The 16,210-nt window shown below is 73.4% G+C and carries 17 protein-coding genes; 10 read left to right on the forward strand and 7 right to left on the reverse strand.

The window, feature by feature from the left end:
- Positions 1–105: 105 nt before the first annotated feature.
- The gene (locus tag ACH4J0_RS21170) at positions 106–786 is read right to left on the reverse strand and encodes a PH domain-containing protein (protein WP_396242081.1); all 681 of its coding nucleotides are present in this window, start codon (positions 784–786) and stop codon (positions 106–108) included.
- Between the two features lie 167 nt (positions 787–953).
- Between ACH4J0_RS21170 and deoC the strand changes: the two genes are divergently transcribed.
- The 4 genes from deoC to ACH4J0_RS21190 all read left to right on the forward strand — a co-directional run bounded on the left by deoC (position 954) and on the right by ACH4J0_RS21190 (position 5,173).
- Positions 954–1,940, forward strand: coding sequence for a deoxyribose-phosphate aldolase (deoC, locus tag ACH4J0_RS21175; protein ID WP_396242082.1), 987 nt, complete (start codon positions 954–956; stop codon positions 1,938–1,940).
- Positions 1,941–1,945: 5 nt separating this feature from the next.
- Positions 1,946–3,442 carry an aldehyde dehydrogenase family protein gene (locus ACH4J0_RS21180; RefSeq protein ID WP_396242083.1) on the forward strand — a complete coding sequence of 499 codons (1,497 nt, stop codon included), beginning with the start codon at positions 1,946–1,948 and terminating at the stop codon, positions 3,440–3,442.
- Positions 3,435–4,340: an aldehyde dehydrogenase family protein gene (locus ACH4J0_RS21185; RefSeq protein ID WP_396242084.1), complete on the forward strand. Its 906-nt coding sequence runs from the start codon at positions 3,435–3,437 to the stop codon at positions 4,338–4,340. Before ACH4J0_RS21180 ends, ACH4J0_RS21185 begins: the two co-directional genes overlap by 8 nt.
- A gap of 194 nt (positions 4,341–4,534) precedes the next feature.
- Entirely contained in the window at positions 4,535–5,173 is a 639-nt protein-coding gene (locus ACH4J0_RS21190; RefSeq protein ID WP_396242085.1) for an ATP-binding protein, read from the forward strand.
- A 178-nt stretch (positions 5,174–5,351) separates the two neighbouring features.
- Here ACH4J0_RS21190 and ACH4J0_RS21195 read toward each other — a convergent pair whose 3' ends face one another.
- Positions 5,352–6,317 (reverse strand): SigE family RNA polymerase sigma factor, encoded by a 966-nt coding sequence (locus ACH4J0_RS21195; protein ID WP_396242086.1) that lies wholly within the window; start codon positions 6,315–6,317, stop codon positions 5,352–5,354.
- A 273-nt stretch (positions 6,318–6,590) separates the two neighbouring features.
- On the opposite strand from ACH4J0_RS21195, the gene ACH4J0_RS21200 reads away from it, so the two are divergent.
- From ACH4J0_RS21200 to ACH4J0_RS21215, 4 genes are all read left to right on the forward strand, one after another.
- The gene (locus ACH4J0_RS21200) at positions 6,591–7,268 is read left to right on the forward strand and encodes a response regulator transcription factor (protein ID WP_030257458.1); all 678 of its coding nucleotides are present in this window, start codon (positions 6,591–6,593) and stop codon (positions 7,266–7,268) included.
- A gap of 47 nt (positions 7,269–7,315) precedes the next feature.
- Positions 7,316–8,857: an ATP-binding protein gene (locus tag ACH4J0_RS21205; protein WP_396242087.1), complete on the forward strand. Its 1,542-nt coding sequence runs from the start codon at positions 7,316–7,318 to the stop codon at positions 8,855–8,857.
- Entirely contained in the window at positions 8,854–9,174 is a 321-nt protein-coding gene (locus ACH4J0_RS21210) for a hypothetical protein (protein ID WP_396242088.1), read from the forward strand. Before ACH4J0_RS21205 ends, ACH4J0_RS21210 begins: the two co-directional genes overlap by 4 nt.
- A gap of 82 nt (positions 9,175–9,256) precedes the next feature.
- On the forward strand, positions 9,257–9,883 hold the full coding sequence (locus tag ACH4J0_RS21215; RefSeq protein ID WP_396242089.1) for a VanZ family protein: 627 nt from the start codon (positions 9,257–9,259) through the stop codon (positions 9,881–9,883).
- A gap of 29 nt (positions 9,884–9,912) precedes the next feature.
- Here ACH4J0_RS21215 and ACH4J0_RS21220 read toward each other — a convergent pair whose 3' ends face one another.
- Positions 9,913–10,584, reverse strand: a complete 672-nt coding sequence (locus ACH4J0_RS21220) for a PhzF family phenazine biosynthesis protein (RefSeq protein WP_396242090.1) — start codon at positions 10,582–10,584, stop codon at positions 9,913–9,915.
- A gap of 155 nt (positions 10,585–10,739) precedes the next feature.
- Here ACH4J0_RS21220 and ACH4J0_RS21225 point away from each other — a divergent pair, with 155 nt between their 5' ends.
- Entirely contained in the window at positions 10,740–11,273 is a 534-nt protein-coding gene (locus ACH4J0_RS21225) for a hypothetical protein (protein WP_396242091.1), read from the forward strand.
- Positions 11,274–11,349: 76 nt separating this feature from the next.
- On the opposite strand, the gene ACH4J0_RS21230 is transcribed toward ACH4J0_RS21225, so the two are convergent.
- Entirely contained in the window at positions 11,350–12,738 is a 1,389-nt protein-coding gene (locus tag ACH4J0_RS21230; protein WP_396242092.1) for a hypothetical protein, read from the reverse strand.
- A 383-nt stretch (positions 12,739–13,121) separates the two neighbouring features.
- On the opposite strand from ACH4J0_RS21230, the gene ACH4J0_RS21235 reads away from it, so the two are divergent.
- On the forward strand, positions 13,122–13,307 hold the full coding sequence (locus ACH4J0_RS21235) for a PspC domain-containing protein (protein WP_396242093.1): 186 nt from the start codon (positions 13,122–13,124) through the stop codon (positions 13,305–13,307).
- An 85-nt stretch (positions 13,308–13,392) separates the two neighbouring features.
- Here the strand turns inward: ACH4J0_RS21235 and ACH4J0_RS21240 are convergent, their stop codons facing one another.
- The 3 genes from ACH4J0_RS21240 to ACH4J0_RS21250 form a co-directional block, all read right to left on the reverse strand.
- Complete coding sequence (locus tag ACH4J0_RS21240; RefSeq protein WP_396242094.1) at positions 13,393–13,752, reverse strand: ATP-binding protein; 360 nt, start codon at positions 13,750–13,752, stop codon at positions 13,393–13,395.
- A 212-nt stretch (positions 13,753–13,964) separates the two neighbouring features.
- A complete protein-coding gene (locus ACH4J0_RS21245; RefSeq protein WP_396242095.1) occupies positions 13,965–15,122 on the reverse strand; it encodes an adenosine deaminase in 1,158 nt (385 codons plus the stop codon).
- A 105-nt stretch (positions 15,123–15,227) separates the two neighbouring features.
- The gene (locus tag ACH4J0_RS21250; protein ID WP_396242096.1) at positions 15,228–16,196 is read right to left on the reverse strand and encodes a LysR family transcriptional regulator; all 969 of its coding nucleotides are present in this window, start codon (positions 16,194–16,196) and stop codon (positions 15,228–15,230) included.
- Positions 16,197–16,210: the final 14 nt, after the last annotated feature.

Raw genomic sequence — 16,210 nt, forward strand, 5'->3', positions numbered from 1 at the left:
GGGGGCGCCGCCCCCCCCCCCCCCCGCGGCGGCGGGGGGGGGGGGGGGGGGGGGGGGGGGGGGGCCCCCGGGGCCCCCCGCCGCCCCCCCCCCCCACGTCCGGGTTCAGACCGCGATCACCGTGATCAGGGCGACGAGGCCCACCAGGGCGGGGACGATGACCCACCAGCACCAGCGCACGACCACGGGCCCGGCGGCGTCGGGACGGGTGCCGTTGCGCTCGGCCATCTCCTGGAGGACGTCCGTCACCTGGTCGGACCAGGCGCGGGTGGGGTCGGGGGCCCCCTGGACGACCGGGTTGGTCCGGCCGGCGAGTCCCAGCCCCAGCCCCGTCCGGGAGGCGTGCTCGGCGTTGCCGCGGCTCTGGGCCCGGGTGGCGCGCTTGCGCTGGCGCAGCGAGACCGGGACGGCCCACACCTGGTACTTCTTCTCGCCGGCCAGCAACTCGACGGAGTACCCGGCGCGCAGCGCGGCGACCGAGGCCCAGGGGGCGGTGATGGTGCGCCACGGGTTGCGGACGACCAGGCGGCTGCTGCCCGCGAACACCGCCGGACGCAGCGTGTAGGCGATCACCGGGAAGGCGAACACCGGCACCGCCGCGAGGGCGACGTACGGGGTCTTCCCGGTGCCGGTCACCACCGCGTCGCCGATCAGCCAGGCGGCGACGGCGAGCAGGAGCACGCCGGAGATCACGCCGGGGACGGAGCGGTACACGCGGTCCGCGTACTCGGGTTCCCCGCCGGGGGCGGCCGGGCCCCGGTGGGGCTTGCCGTCGGATTCGGTCATGGCGTCGATTCTGCCCCATCCACCCCTCACCAGCGGGTCTCGGTCCGGCCACGAATGGCGGGCCGGGGCCGTACGTGGCCGAGGTCTCGGTCCGGCCACGAAAGGCGGCCGGAAAGGTGGTCGCCCTAGCGGTCGACTACGCGCGTAGATATGCTGGTCTGGTGACTATGTCCACTGTTGCAGCCAATGCCCCCGGCGTTGCGGGCAGCGGCCTCGCGGACGTTGCGGCGTCCGAGGCCTCGCTCCGCCGCTTCCTGCACGGCCTGCCCGGCGTCGACCAGGTCGGCCTCGAAGCCCGCGCCGCTTCCCTCGGCACCCGCTCGATCAAGACCACGGCGAAGGCCTACGCCATCGACCTGGCGATCTCCATGATCGACCTGACCACGCTGGAGGGCGCTGACACGGTCGGCAAGGTGCGCGCCCTGTGCGCCAAGGGCAGGACCCCCGACCCGACCGACCCGACCACCCCGCGCGTCGCCGCCATCTGTGTCTACCCGGACATGGTCGCCACCGCGAAGGACGCCCTGCGCGGCACCGACATCCAGGTCGCCTCGGTGGCCACCGCCTTCCCGGCCGGCCGCGCCGCCCTCCCGGTCAAGCTCGCCGACACCGCCGACGCGGTGGCCGCGGGCGCCGACGAGATCGACATGGTGATCGACCGCGGCGCCTTCCTCTCCGGCCGCTACTTCGAGGTCTTCAACGAGATCGTCGCGGTCAAGGAGGCGTGCAAGCGCCCGGACGGCACCTCCGCCCACCTCAAGGTGATCTTCGAGACCGGCGAGCTGCAGACGTACGACAACGTGCGCCGGGTCTCCTGGCTGGCGATGCTGGCCGGCGCCGACTTCATCAAGACCTCCACCGGCAAGGTCTCCGTCAACGCGACCCCGCCGGTCACCCTGCTGATGCTGGAGGCCGTCCGCGACTTCCGCGCGGCCACCGGCGTCCAGGTCGGTGTGAAGCCCGCCGGCGGCATCAAGACCACCAAGGACGCCATGAAGTACCTGGTGATGGTCAACGAGACCCTCGGCGACGACTGGCTGACCCCGCACTGGTTCCGCTTCGGCGCCTCCAGCCTGCTCAACGACCTGCTGATGCAGCGCCAGAAGCTGGCCACCGGCCGCTACTCCGGCCCCGACTACGTGACGGTGGACTGATCACCATGGCCAAGAAGAAGAACATCGAGGAGCCCGCGGCCAAGCCGTCCGGAGGCCTCTTCGCCTACGCTCCGGCCCCCGAGTCCCCCGCCGCGGCGGGTGACATCGCCACCTCCTACGGCCACTTCATCGGCGGCGAGTTCGTCGACTCCTCCGGCAGCGAGGCCCTGAAGACGGTCAACCCGGCCACCGAGCAGGTGCTCGCCGAGTTCGCCCAGGGCACCGACGAGGACGTGGACCGCGCCGTCGCCGCCGCCCGTAGGGCCTTCACCGACTGGTCGGCGCTGCCCGGCAGCGAGCGCGCCAAGTACCTGTTCCGGATCGCCCGGATCATCCAGGAGCGCGGCCGCGAGCTGGCCGTGCTGGAGTCGATGGACAACGGCAAGCCGATCCGCGAGACCCGCGACTTCGACATCCCGACCGTCGCCGCCTGGTTCTTCTACTACGCGGGCTGGGCGGACAAGCTGGACTACGCGGGCTTCGGCGCCAACCCGCGCCCGCTGGGCGTGGCCGGCCAGGTCATCCCGTGGAACTTCCCGCTGATGATGCTGGCGTGGAAGATCGCGCCCGCGCTGGCGACCGGCAACACGGTCGTCCTGAAGCCGGCCGAGACCACCCCGCTGACGGCCCTGCGTTTCGCCGAGATCTGCCGCCAGGCCGGTCTGCCGAAGGGCGTCGTCAACATCGTCACCGGCGACGGCCGCACCGGCGCGGCGCTCACCGCGCACCCGGACGTCAACAAGGTCGCGTTCACCGGCTCCACCCCGGTCGGCCGGGCGATCGCCAAGCAGCTGGCCGGCAGCCGCAAGAAGCTGTCGCTGGAGCTGGGCGGCAAGGCCGCCAACATCGTCTTCGACGACGCGCCGATCGACCAGGCGGTCGAGGGCATCGTCAACGGCATCTTCTTCAACCAGGGCCACGTCTGCTGCGCGGGCTCGCGCCTGCTGGTCCAGGAGTCGGTCCAGGACGAGGTGCTGGACGCGCTGAAGCGCCGGATGGCCACCCTGCGGGTCGGCGACCCACTGGACAAGAACACCGACATCGGCGCGATCAACTCGGCCGCCCAGCTGGCCCGGATCACCGAGCTGACCGACGCCGGCGAGGCCGAGGGCGCGGACCGCTGGTCGCCCGAGTGCGAACTCCCCGGCACCGGTTACTGGTTCAAGCCGACCCTGTTCACCGGCGTCAGCCAGGCCCACCGGATCGCCCAGGAGGAGATCTTCGGCCCGGTACTCTCGGTGCTGACCTTCCGCACCCCCGAAGAGGCGGTCGCGAAGGCCAACAACACGCCGTACGGCCTCTCCGCCGGCATCTGGACGGAGAAGGGCTCGCGCATCCTCTGGATGGCCGACAGGCTCAAGGCCGGCGTGGTCTGGGCCAACACCTTCAACAAGTTCGACCCGACCTCGCCGTTCGGCGGCTACAAGGAGTCGGGCTACGGCCGCGAGGGTGGCCGCCACGGTCTGGAGCCCTACCTGAATGTCGAGGCCCGAGATGTCTGACACGACCATCCAGCGTCTTGACGTCCTCAAGACCTACAAGCTGTACGTCGGCGGGAAGTTCCCGCGCTCCGAGAGCGGGCGGGTGTACGAGGTGACCGACTCCAACGGCGAGTGGCTCGCCAACGCCCCGCTGGGCACTCGCAAGGACGCCCGCGACGCCGTCCTGGCCGCCCGCGCGGCGGTCAAGGGCTGGGCCGGCACCACCGCGTACAACCGCGGCCAGGTGCTGTACCGGGTGGCCGAGATGCTGCAGGGCCGACGCGCGCAGTTCGCCGCCGAGGTGTCGCTCTCCGAGGGCATCGGCCCCAAGAAGGCCGCCGCGCTGGTGGACGCCGCGATCGACCGCTGGGTCTGGTACGCGGGCTGGACGGACAAGGTCGCCCAGATCGCGGGCGGCGCCAACCCGGTCGCCGGGCCGTACTTCAACCTCTCCACCCCGGAGCCGACCGGCGTGGTCGGGATCGTCGCCCCGCAGGCCGGGTACGGGCACTCGCTGCTCGGCCTGGTCTCGGTGATCGCCCCGGCGATCGCCACCGGCAACACGGTCGTGGTCGCGGCCGCCGCGGACGCCCCGCTGCCCGCGCTGTCCCTGGGCGAGGTGCTCGCCACCTCGGACGTCCCGGGCGGCGTGGTCAACATCATCTCGGGCCGCACCGCGGACATCGCGCCCACGCTGGCCTCCCACCAGGACGTCAACGCGCTGGACCTCACCGGGGCCATCGCCTCCGACGGCCCCGGCGCGGCGCCCGCCCTGGAGGCCGCCGCCGCCGATACCCTGAAGCGGGTGGTCCGTCCGGAGCTGGACCCGTTCGCCCAGGACTGGACCAAGGCGCCCGGTACGGACCGGCTACTCTCGTTCCTGGAGACGAAGACGGTCTGGCACCCGATGGGGATCTGACCCTCCGCTCCACCGCGTCACAACTCCACAGACTGGCCGTCCCCAGCGCCCTCTCCCCCCCAGGGCCCGGGCGGTCATTGGACGGACCCGCGCCTCTCCCCCCTGGCGCGGGTCCGTCGACTTTCCCGGCGGGTCCAGAAGGTGGCGACCGGACGGTTTCGGCAACCGGCCGGGATGCGTCAGACTGGTGTCCCGTGAGTGACTCCCCCATGAATCCCGCGCCGACGGCCCATGCCCGGGTGATCCTGCTCTCCGGGCCCTCCGGATCGGGGAAGTCCTCGCTGGCCGAGCGCAGCGGGCTGCCGGTGCTCCAGCTGGACGACTTCTACAAGGACGGGGACGACCCCACCCTGCCCCGGCTGCCCGACGGCGCCGTGGACTGGGACTCCCCGCTCGCCTGGCACCGCGACCAGGCCGTCGCCGCCATCCGTGCCCTGTACGGGCAGGGGCGCACCGAGGTGCCGGTGTACTCGATCCCGGACAACGGCCGGGTCTCCACCCGCCCGCTGGACCTGGACGGGGCGCCCGCGTTCATCGCCGAGGGGATATTCGCCGCCGAGATCGTCGCCGAGTGCGCGGCCGAGGGCCTGCTCGGGGACGCGCTGTGCCTGCGCAACGGCGCACTCACCACGGCCTGGCGCCGGCTGCGCCGGGACGTCCGCGAGGGCCGCAAGTCGCTGCCGGTGCTGCTGCGCCGGGGTGTGCGGCTGATGCGGGCCGAGCGGGCCATCGTCGGCCGGCAGGTCGAGCTCGGGTCGTACCCGTGCGCCGGGCCGGAGGCCGAGCGGCGGGTCCGCGCGGCGGCCGGGCAGCGGGAGCTCTCCGCGGTCTGAGCCGCGGCTGGACGGAACGACGACGGGCCCGGTGCGTCTCCCCCGCACCGGGCCGTCGCCTGCCGAACGGCCTCGGCTCCCCACGGACACCGCTCCCCCGAGCCGGCGCCCCCGAACCGTAACCGTCCGCTACCCGTCCCCCGACGGGAGTCCTGTCCCCCTGGTCCTGCGCGTGGTCCTACGCGACCAGCTCGCCGAACGCCCGGACGGTGTCGCCCGACTTGTTCAGGTGCTCGTCGTCGCGCAGCCGGCGCAGGGCGCGCCAGATGCTGCTCTTGACCGTGCCGACGCTGATCCCCAGAACGTCGGCGATCTCCGGGTCGGTCTTGCCCTCGTAGTACCGCAGCACCAGCATGGTCCGCTGGTTCTCCGGCAGCTTCGCCAGCGCCTGCCAGAGCACGGTGCGCAGCTCGGTGCCGCCCATCGCGTCGGTGTCGCCGGCCGTCTCCGGCAGCTCCTCGGTCGGGTACTCGTTGACCTTGCGGCGCCGCCAGGCGGAGATGTGCAGGTTGGTCATGGTGCGGCGGAGGTAGCCCCCGACCGCGGCCTTGTCGGTGATCCGGCCCCAGGCGCGGTAGGTGCTGAAGAGCGCGCTCTGCAGCAGGTCCTCGGCCTCGTAGCGGTCACCGGTGAGGTGGTACGCCGTGGCGTACAGGGAGGCGCGGCGCTCGCGCACGTACGCGGTGAACTCCGTGATGTGGTCCTCCGCGACGGCCGAGTGCTCCCCCTGCGCGTCTCCCTGTCCCGCCCCGGTGGTGCGGGCCCCTGCGGGGTTCAGCCGCAGCAGCGTCGCACCGGCGGCCTCGCGACCGGTCGGCTCCCCCGAACCGACCGCCCGCAGGCCGTTGTTCCCCCGGTTGTCCTTGCCCTCGACACGGACGGGGAGGACCCCCCGCAGCGTGAGGGTGTTGGCGGAGTCGGCCGCACTCCCCAGTCGGCCGATCCCGTACAGCTCCCCCGTCCTGCCGCCGCCGCTCACCCGGCGGGCGACAGGGTTTCCACCGGTGCTGTGCGCGCACCCCCGTACGGTCACGGCACCGGAGTTCTCGTCGGTCCTGATCTCGTACCGCGTCCGGTGGGTGGTCGCTGACGAACGCGCGGTGCGGACAGCCGGGTTGGTCCGGGTCTGAAGCATGGCGTTCATCGTGCGCCCCCTTGGTTCGGTACGAGCGGTTCCTTGTTGCCGCCCTCCAGCCGGCCCTTGCGGCCCGCTGTCCTGCGGCGACATGGAAAATCCTGCCTGCCGGTTGTGATGGCGCTGTCCGCCGACTGTCACAGGGGTGTCACAGGGGAGGGGCTCTTCGTCCCGGTCCACCTCCCTCCGTACCGGACGCCGGTGGCCGTCCTTCCGGTTCCCGTACGGGCAGTGACCGGTCCGGGGGGTGATTCGGCGCTTCGCGTAAGCCAAAATGGGGCCGTGCCTTTCCTCCTACTGATCGAGGACGACGACGCCATCCGGACCGGCCTCGAACTCGCCCTCACCCGCCAGGGCCACCGTGTGGCCACCGCCGCCTCCGGCGAGGACGGTCTGAGGCTCTTCAAGGAGCAGCGGCCGGACCTGATCGTGCTGGACGTGATGCTGCCCGGGATCGACGGCTTCGAGGTCTGCCGTCGGATCCGCCGCACCGACCAGCTGCCGATCATCCTGCTCACCGCGCGTTCGGACGACATCGACGTGGTGGTGGGCCTGGAGTCCGGCGCGGACGACTACGTCGTGAAGCCGGTGCAGCCGCGCGTGCTGGACGCCAGGATCCGGGCGGTGCTGCGGCGCGGCGAGCGGGAGAGCTCGGACTCCTCCGCGTACGGCAGCGTGGTGATCGACCGGGCCGCGATGACCGTCACCAAGGACGGCCAGGACCTCCAGCTCACCCCGACCGAGCTGCGGCTGCTGCTGGAGCTCAGCCGCCGCCCCGGCCAGGCGCTCTCCCGCCAGCAGCTCCTGCGGCTGGTCTGGGAGCACGACTACCTCGGCGACTCCCGCCTGGTGGACGCCTGCGTGCAGCGGCTGCGGGCCAAGGTCGAGGACGTGCCGTCCGCGCCGACGCTGATCCGCACCGTGCGCGGCGTCGGCTACCGGCTGGACCCGCCCGCCTGACCCCTCCCGTTCCGAACCCCTGAACTCCCGTACGACGACAGGCTCTTGTGACTGACCATCAGCAGACTGCCCGACGGTTCTCGTCCGGCCCGTGGCGGCGGCTGCGCTCCCTGCGGGTGCGGCTGATCGCGGTGTTCGCGGCCGTCGCGCTGCTCGCCGCCGTCTCGGCCTCCGGCATCGCGTACTGGCTGAACCGCGACGCGGTGCTCAAACGCGCTCAGGACACCGCGCTGAACGACTTCCGGGTCTCGCTCAGCCGCAACGTCTCCGACCTGCCACTGAACGCCAGTTGTCCGGAGCTCGCCGCGCTGGCCTCCACCGTGGCGAGCTCCGGCCTGACCTACGACGTGGTCGTGGTCGACCCGGCGCACCCGGAGTGCCCGGCCTCCTCCGACCCGACGCACTTCACGCTGTCCGACGTCCCGGCGGCGCTGCAGTCCACCGTCGCCAAGCCGCGCGAGGTCACCGAGAACAACCCGTACCCGTACCACCTGTACTGGCAGCGGCAGAACCTGGAGGGCCGCCCGTTCGTGATCGGCGGCACCAAGGTGCTGCCGAACGGTCCGACGGCGTACATGTTCAAGTCGCTGGAGAACGAGCGGGCCGACCTCAACACGCTGGGCTGGTCGCTGGCCATCGCGACGCTCCTCGCGCTGATCGGCTCGGCGCTGCTCGCCCAGGCCGCCTCGGCGACGGTGCTGCGGCCGGTCAAGCGGCTCGGCGAGGCCGCCAAACGGCTCGGCGAGGGGCACCTGGACACCCGGCTGGAGGTCGAGGGATCGGACGAACTCGCCGATCTGGCGCGGACCTTCAACCGGGCGGCGGAGTCGCTGCACGAGCAGGTCGAGGAGCTGAGCGCGCGCGAGGCGCAGAGCCGGCGGTTCGTGGCCGACATGTCGCACGAGCTACGCACCCCGCTGACCGCGATGACCGCGGTGACCGACATCCTGGAGGACGAGGCCGAGTCGCTGGACCCGATGATCGAGCCGGCCGTCCGGCTCGTGGTCAGCGAGACCCGGCGGCTGTCCGACCTGGTGGAGAACCTGATGGAGGTCACCCGCTTCGACGCGGGCACCGCCAAGCTGGTCGCCGACGAGGTGGACATGGCCGACCTGATCATGTCCTGCATCGACGGCCGGGCCTGGTACGACGCGGTCGAGCTGGACGCCCCGCGCGGCATCCTGGCCGTGGTCGACCCGCGCCGGCTCGACGTGGTGTTCGCCAACCTCATCGGCAACGCCCTCAAGCACGGCGGCTCGCCGGTGCGGGTCAAGGTCCGGCAGACCGAGGAATCGGTCGTGGTGGAGGTCTCCGACAGCGGCCCCGGCATCCCCGAGGACGTGCTGCCGCACGTCTTCGACCGCTTCTACAAGGCCGACCGGGGGCGGGCCCGCTCGGAGGGCAGCGGCCTGGGGCTGTCCATCGCGATGGCCAACGCCCAGATCCACGGGGGGACGATCACGGCGGCGAACGGGGAGGTCGGCGCGGTGTTCACCCTCACCCTGCCGCTGACCCCGCCGCCGCCGCCGTCCGCGGGCGGGGCCGAAGGCGGCCCCACCGGCGACGCCGAGCACAAGGACGCCACGTGACCTCCCCCACCCGCACCACCCTGCGCCGCACCGCCGGCGTGCTGCTCCTGCTCGCTCTGGCCTCCGGTTGCGGCATCCGGCCGACCGCCGTACCGGTCGACGCCGGCGCGCCCGCCAGCCGGACGGCCTGCCCGACCGCGCCGCACATACCGACCGCCCTGGCCACCCCGACCGGCCCGGCCCCGACCCTCACCCCGACCCGCGGCGCGGCCAGGGCGGGCGTCAGTCCGAGCCCCGCGCCGACCCCGGTGCCGCCGGGGTCGCCGCCGCCGGACAACGTGTTCAGCGCGGTGCCGACGGCCGCGCCCTGCCGGTAGCGGAGGGGGGAACGGGGGCGTGCCCTGGAATGTTCACGCCCGGGGTGGAACCGCCGCGCCACCGGCTCACGTCCTTCCCCCCGTGCAGCGAGATGGCACCAAGACGGGCCCCGAGACGTGCGACGGGCGTTCCGGCGCACGGACCCAGACCGGGCCGGCGGCGGCCGCCCACCGTTCCCTCCGGCTGGCCGGGCTGGCGGGCCTGGCCCTCCACCTGACGCTGGTGCTCTGGCTGGTGCTCAGACCGCTGCCGGTCGCCTGGGTGTACGACGCCAACCTGACGCCGCTGGCCTCGCTCCGCTCCTCCACCACCTGGCAGGTGGTCGGCGAGTTCCTGCTGCTCGCCCCGCTCGGCGTCCTGCTCCCGCTGGCCGGCGGCCGGGTCCGGGCCCCCTGGCTGCCGTCCTTCCTGCGCACCACGGGCGTCTCCGCACTGCTGGCGACCGGCCTGGAGTTCCTCTCCTCCTGGACGCCCGGACACGTGCTCAACGTGGACCACATCCTGTTCGCCGTGCTCGGCGTGGTGATCGCCCACCTGGCCCTCGTGCCCGGGCTGCGCCACCTGCTGCGGACCCACCGGCCGAAGCCGCGGGCGCCGCGGGTGTCCGTGCTGACCGTCCCGCCGGTGGTGGTCGCACCCGCCGCCCGGCCGCGCGCCTACGCGGAGCCGACGCCCCCTACTCGCCCGCTCGCCTCCGGGCGCTCCTGACCCGCCCCTCCCGGCACCGGCGCGCCCCTTCAGCTCGGGGCGGGCTTGCTGGCCCGAGCCCCCGCGGGCACGACCCGGCCGCCGACCTCGACCAGCCCGCCCGGACGGGGGCCCGCCATCAGCTGCGAGCCCCGGCCCTGGGTGACGGTCAGCGCCCGGTCGAGCCGCGCCGCCAGGAGCAGGGCGGCCGCGCCGGTCGCCTCGTCCTCGTCGATCCCGTCACCCCGGCCGGGGAAGGCCCGCGCCCGGACCGTACCGGCCGCCTCGTCCTGCCAGGCCCAGGCGTAGATCCACTCCCCCGGCGGCGGCACCTCCAGCGCCTCCACCTCGGCCGCCGAACCGTACTGCCGCAGGGTCCGCCCGGGAGCCCACTCCGGCCGGGCCTCGATCCGGGTCAGCCCGCCCTCGTGCCGGACGGCCACCACCCCGGCGGCGGTGACCAGTTGCTCCACGCCGAGCAGCCAGGCGGCCCCCACGCACGGGTGGCCGGCGAACGGCAGGCGCACGCTCGGGGTGTAGATGTCGATCTCCCCGCGCCCCGGGTCGTCGACGAACACCGTCTCGCTGAAGCCGAGTTCACGCGCGAGGGCCTGCCGGTCCGCCCGCCCCGGCACGGCGGCGCCGTCGCGCACCACCCCGAGTTCGTTCCCGTGCCGCCCGTCCGGCCCGCAAAAGACCCGCAGTACCTCATAATCAGTCATTTCCCACCTCGTCAATTACCGTTCCGGCGCGGCTCCGACACAGCGCAACGACACCGTGACGAAAAGGCGACGACGAATGTCGGTCGCCTCCAGTACTGTGCGCTTTCGTCCCCGGACGGTTCCCGCCGTTTTTCTCCTCCCACAGGAAACCCCCCTTGAACAATCTCGACTTCAGCGCCCAGCCGCTGTTCTCCTGGTACGTCGTCCTGCTGGCGCTCAGCGGCCTCATCATGCTCGTCCTCGGGGTACTGCCCCTCGGCGGCCTGAAGGTCGGCCTGCGGATCCTCAACATCGTCGTCGGCGTCGGGTTCCTGGGGTACGCCTACTACCTCGCGTTCGTCTTCGAGGGCGGCGAGTACACCATCTTCTTCAAGGCGTTCATCCTTCCGGTCGCCATGATCGTCGCCACCGTGAAGGCCATCGTCGAGCGCAGCAACGCGAAGAACCAGCCGACCCCGCCGGCCGGTGCGTTCAACCCGAACGCGCCGTACAACCCCAATGCGCCGTACAACCCCAACGCCGCGCAGCAGGCCGGGTTCAACCCGTACGCCCAGCAGGCCGGCCAGCCCCAGGCCGCCCAGCCCGTGCCGCCGCAGGCCGCCGCGCCCTACCAGCCGGGTGCGCCGGCCCAGCCGGTCGCGGACAACCCGTACGCCCAGCCGCAGCCGCCGCAGCAGCCGGCCGGCTGAGTCGCCGCACCACGGCCGAAGGCCCGTCCGTCCCCGCTCCGCAGCGGGTGACGGACGGGCCTTCGGCCGTACCGGGTCAGTTTCCGGCGCTCCGGACGGCGTTTCGGCGGCGGGCCACGACCAGAGTGCCGATGCCGAGGGCGATCGCGGTCGCGCCGGTGATCGCCATCGGGGCGGAGGAGGAGCCGCCGCCGGTGGAGGCGAGCCGGGTGGCGACCGGGGCCGGGGCGGCCTGCGCGGTGTCGGCCGCCGTGCTCGGTACGCCGGTGGTGACCTGCGCGGCCGGGACGGCGGCGGGGGCGGTGGCCGGGCCGGTGGAAGGGTCGGCCTCCGGCCGGGTGGTGGCCGGGACCGTGCCGGTGGCGGGCGTGCTGGGGGCCGGGGTGCCGGTGGCGTCCACCGGGCCCGCGATGGTGAAGTCGGCCTTCGGGCTGGACGCCTCGGCCGCGCTCTCGCCGGTGCCGGGCAGGGTGCCCGCGAGGGCGACCAGGGACTCGGCGAGGGCCGGAGCGTCCTTGGTGAAGGCCAGCCGGACGTTGATCGCCCTGCTCCCGCCCTTCGGCAGGGTGATGACGTCGGCGTCCTTGCTACCGGTCCGCAGGCCCAGGTAGAGCCAGTTCGGGTGGTCCGAGTCGCCTCCGGGAGTGCCCTCCAGCCAGTCCCCGTTCGGTGCCTGGAACTCGAACTTCACCGTCCCCGAGGGGAGGACGGTCCGCCCCTGGAACACGACCGCGGGCACGATCCGGAGGTCCTTGTCGCTGCTGTTGGTGAGGACCAGCCCGAACGGCTTCGCCTCCGTGCCCGCCGTGAAGACGGCGGGCACCCCGTAGAGCCTGACGTCCGCCGTGGCGGCGGGCGTGGTCGCCGGGGTGGTCGGCGTGACCGCCGGGGCGATCACCAGGTTCGAGTAGCCGCTCATCGCGAACGAGGTGCGCTGCTCCGGCGGCAGCGTGGGGTCCGAGGCCACGGTGTTGAAGCCCGGCGTCACCCGCCCGCCCGGGGCGTCGGCGGTGACGGTGAGCCGCAGGCGGTAGGCGACCTCGGCGCCGGGCGCCAGGTGCGGCCCGGCGGTCCGGTCGATGTCCCAGAGGCCACCTGCGATCCCGCCGCTCGGCGTGGCGTCCTTCCACTGCGTACTGCCGGGCGCCTGGTACTCCAGCTTGAACTGGCTCGGCTTGCTGCCGATGCCCGTGTCCGCGATCGTGAAGACCGACCCCAGCACGTCCACCTCGTGGTCGGCGGTGTTCCTGAGGGTCGCGGAGAACTCGATCGGCGCGCCACCCGCCTTGACCGTCTCGGGCAGGCCGACGAGGGCGACGGTGACCGGCGAGGAGGCCTGGGTGCCCTGGGTCGCACCGGCGGAGCTCGGGGCCGCGAGGGCAGCGGGGGCCGAGGCGAGGGCGACGCCGGAGAGCAGGGCGGCCGTGGCGGCCGCGGCGAGGATTCTGCGGGGCTGATTGCGCAAGGGGAACCTCACGGAGGAATTCGGGCGTAACCCGGAAAGAGTGCGAAATCGCAGGCGTGAGGGGCCTGTTGAGGCCGTACAGGCGCCGCCGAATGCCCCCCACCAGCAGCGACCGCGGAATCATATCCCCCGGGTCGGACGGCCCGGCGAACGGGCCCTCCGCACCCGCACTCACCGGGCCGGACGGGCCGCCTGGCCGCCGGGCGCCCTGCCGGTCTCCGGGGCACCCCTGAGGCGGACCCCGAGGCGGGCCTACGCCTTCCCGGTGACCCGCCGGGGTCGGGAATCGCCTGGCGGGCGGAGGATTCCGAGCCGTCGGCGGCGGAGCATGGAACTACGCCCGCCGGACCGACCGGCCCGGGCGGCAAGCCAAGGAGTCCTTCATGACCGCCCGCCTCGCCCGTCCCCGCCACAACCGCGTCATCGCCGGCGTCTGCGCCGGGATCGCCGAACGCTTCGGCATGGCGCCGTTCACCGTCCGGCTGATCTTCCTGCTCTCCTGCCTGCTGCCCGGCCCGCAGTTCCTGGTCTACCTGGCGCTGTGGGTGCTGCTCCCCCAGGAGCCGTGAGGCCGTACGGGCGGGCACGGTGACGGGCCGCCCGCCCCCGGGGTGTCCGGGGGCGGGCGGCCCGTCGTCGTTCCGGTGGCCGGGATCAGCCGCCCAGTCCGGGAAGGATGCCGGTCAGCCCGCCGACCGGGGTCTTGTCCAGGCCGGGGATGGACGGGACGGCGGCGCGCTGCTGGGTGACACCGGCGATCGGGGTGGCGTCGGCGGGGGCGGCCCGACCGACGGTCGGGGCCAGGGTGCCGAGCGTGCCGGCGACCTTGTCGCCGCCGGGCAGCTTGGCGGCGGTGTCGGTGACCGCACCGGTCACCGCGGGGTTCGTCACCGCGCCGGTGGGCAGCCCGAGGCCGCCGGCCGCCTGCCCGGCCGCGGAGGCGGTGCCTGCGCCGACCGCCGCGATGGCGATGCCGAGCGCCGCGGTGCCGGCGGCCTTGAGAGCCTGCTTCATGGTTCGTCCCCTTGGGTCCTCGTCGGTGGCCGACATCGCGCGGCCGGGCGGACGGGCGACCGCCGCCACGACCTGTCAGCAATGACTGGCACACCGTAGTGACAGGGTTGCGCGAGCACCAAAGGGCGTTCACTCACTCGAGTGACTAGTCAGATGAACGCCAACCTCCTTGCCCGGAAGCGGCGTTCACCCGACCGCGGGGACGCGCCGGCTCAGTTGCGGCCGGTGCCCGCGCTGAACAGCCACTCCGCCTTCAGCTCGGCGTAGCCCGGCTTGATCACGTCGTTGATCATCGCCAGTCGCTCGTCGAAGGGCAGGAACGCGGACTTCATGGCGTTCACCGTGAACCACTCCATGTCGCCCAGCGTGTACCCGAAGGCGTCCACCAGGTGCCCGAACTCCCGGCTCATGCTGGTGCCGCTCATCAGCCGGTTGTCGGTGTTCACGGTAACCCGGAACTTCAGCCGGCTGAGCAGCCCGATCGGGTGCTCGGCGTACGAAGTGGCCGCCGCCGTCTGGAGGTTGGAGGTCGGGCACATCTCCAGCGGGATGCGCTTGTCGCGCACGTACGCGGCCAGCCGGCCGAGCTCGACGCTGCCGTCCTCGTTGACCGTGATGTCGTCCACGATCCGCACGCCGTGGCCGAGCCGGTCGGCGCCGCAGCACTGCAGGGCCTCCCAGATCGACGGCAGGCCGAAGGCCTCGCCCGCGTGGATGGTGAAGTGGTTGTTCTCGCCCTTGAGGTAGTCGAAGGCGGCCTGGTGGCGGGTGGGGGGGTAGCCGGCCTCGGCGCCCGCGATGTCGAAGCCGACGACGCCCTGGTCGCGGTGGCGGTTGGCCAGCTCGGCGATCTCCTGGGAGCGGGCGGCGTGCCGCATCGCGGTGATCAGGGTGCCGATGCGGATCCGGTTGCCGGCCGCGCGGGCGTTGGCCTCGCCGAGGCGGAAGCCCTCCTGGACGGCCTCGACGACCTCGTCCAGGGTCAGGCCGCCCTCCAGGTGCTGCTCGGGGGCGTAGCGGACCTCGGCGTACACGACGCCGTCGGCGGCCAGGTCCTCGGCGCAGTCTGCGGCGACCTTGATCAGGGCCTCGCGGGTCTGCATCACGGCGCAGGTGTGCGCGAAGGTCTCCAGGTAGCGGACCAGCGAGCCGGAGTCGGCGGCCTCGCGGAACCACTCGCCGAGTTCCTTGACGTCGGTGGTGGGGAGACCTTCGTAGCCGGTCGCGGCCGCGAGTTCGACCACGGTCTCCGGGCGCAGTCCGCCGTCGAGGTGGTCGTGCAGCAGGACCTTCGGCGCGCGGCGGATCTGGTCGGGGGTGGGAATGCGCGGGCCCGTGCCCGCGGTGGTGACGGGGATCTGCTTCTCCATTGCGGAAATATAGCCCCTACGCGCGTAGACCGCCTACTGCGGACACCACCGGATGGTCCAAAGTCCGCCCGGAATTCCTCCTCCCGGTCCATACGATCCGCCAAATCAGTCGTGGTGCAGCAGCCGCCCCCGCCGGGACAGCACGAAGTCCCGGAACGCCGCGACCGGCGGCGTCAGCGGCCGCCCCGTCGCCCAGGCCAGGCCGATCGCCCGCCGGGTCCGCGGCGCGGTCACCTCCAGCTCCACCACCCCCGGCCGCGGCACCAGGGCCGGCGGCAGCAGCGCCACCCCCAGCCCGGCCGCCACCAGCCCGCGCAGGGTCTCGGTCTCCTCCCCCTCGAACGCCAGCCGGGGCACGAACCCGGCCCGGGCGCAGAAGCCGTCCGTGATCATGCGCAGCCCGTACCCCTGCTCCAGGCCGACGAACGGCTCCTCGGCCACCTCGGCCAGCCGGATCCGCCGACGCCCGGCCAGCCGGTGGTCGGCCGGGACGACCAGGTGCAGCCGCTGCTCGTCCAGCGGGCGGGCGGTGAAGGCCGGGTCCTCCGGCAGCGGCGCCACCAGGCACAGGTCCAACTCGCCCGCCCGCAACCGCTCCAGCATCGCCATGCCGTAGTCCTGCACCAGCTGGAACCGCACCTGCGGGTGCGCCGCCCGGAACCCGCGCAGCAGCGCCGGGACGGCGTCCGGCCCCATCGTGTGCAGGAAGCCGAAGGCCACCCGCCCCGCCGCCGGATCCGCCTCCGCCCGGGCCGCCTCCGCGCCGCGCTCCAGCTCCGCCAACGCCCGCTCCACCGAGGCCAGCAGCAGCCTGCCCGCCCTGGTCAGCCGGACCGTACGGCCCTGACGGGCCAGCAGGTCCACCCCCAGCTCCTCCTCCAGCCGGGCCACCGCGCGCGACAGCGTCGGCTGCGGCACCCCGAGCAGCGCCGCCGCCTGCGTCACGTGCTCCAGCCGGGCCACCGCGGCGAACTGCGCCAGCCGGGGCGCCAGCAGCACGGCGGGCTCGTCCGGCCCCAACTCGGCCGTCCGGTACCGCTGCTCCGTTCCGTCCGACACATCCGCCACGGCCATCCGCCCCTCACCTC

This window comes from Kitasatospora sp. NPDC017646 (genome assembly GCF_044329365.1).
Classification (GTDB): domain Bacteria; phylum Actinomycetota; class Actinomycetes; order Streptomycetales; family Streptomycetaceae; genus Kitasatospora.

Bases quoted from the DNA above. Each gene is read 5' to 3' on its own strand.
- ACH4J0_RS21170 (WP_396242081.1), bottom strand. From the start codon at position 786: ATGACCGAATCCGACGGCAAGCCCCACCGGGGCCCGGCCGCCCCCGGC.
- deoC (WP_396242082.1), top strand. From the start codon at position 954: ATGTCCACTGTTGCAGCCAATGCCCCCGGCGTTGCGGGCAGCGGCCTC.
- ACH4J0_RS21180 (WP_396242083.1), top strand. From the start codon at position 1,946: ATGGCCAAGAAGAAGAACATCGAGGAGCCCGCGGCCAAGCCGTCCGGA.
- ACH4J0_RS21185 (WP_396242084.1), top strand. From the start codon at position 3,435: ATGTCTGACACGACCATCCAGCGTCTTGACGTCCTCAAGACCTACAAG.
- ACH4J0_RS21195 (WP_396242086.1), bottom strand. From the start codon at position 6,317: ATGAACGCCATGCTTCAGACCCGGACCAACCCGGCTGTCCGCACCGCG.
- ACH4J0_RS21220 (WP_396242090.1), bottom strand. From the start codon at position 10,584: ATGACTGATTATGAGGTACTGCGGGTCTTTTGCGGGCCGGACGGGCGG.
- ACH4J0_RS21235 (WP_396242093.1), top strand. From the start codon at position 13,122: ATGACCGCCCGCCTCGCCCGTCCCCGCCACAACCGCGTCATCGCCGGC.
- ACH4J0_RS21240 (WP_396242094.1), bottom strand. From the start codon at position 13,752: ATGAAGCAGGCTCTCAAGGCCGCCGGCACCGCGGCGCTCGGCATCGCC.
- ACH4J0_RS21245 (WP_396242095.1), bottom strand. From the start codon at position 15,122: ATGGAGAAGCAGATCCCCGTCACCACCGCGGGCACGGGCCCGCGCATT.
- ACH4J0_RS21250 (WP_396242096.1), bottom strand. From the start codon at position 16,196: ATGGCCGTGGCGGATGTGTCGGACGGAACGGAGCAGCGGTACCGGACG.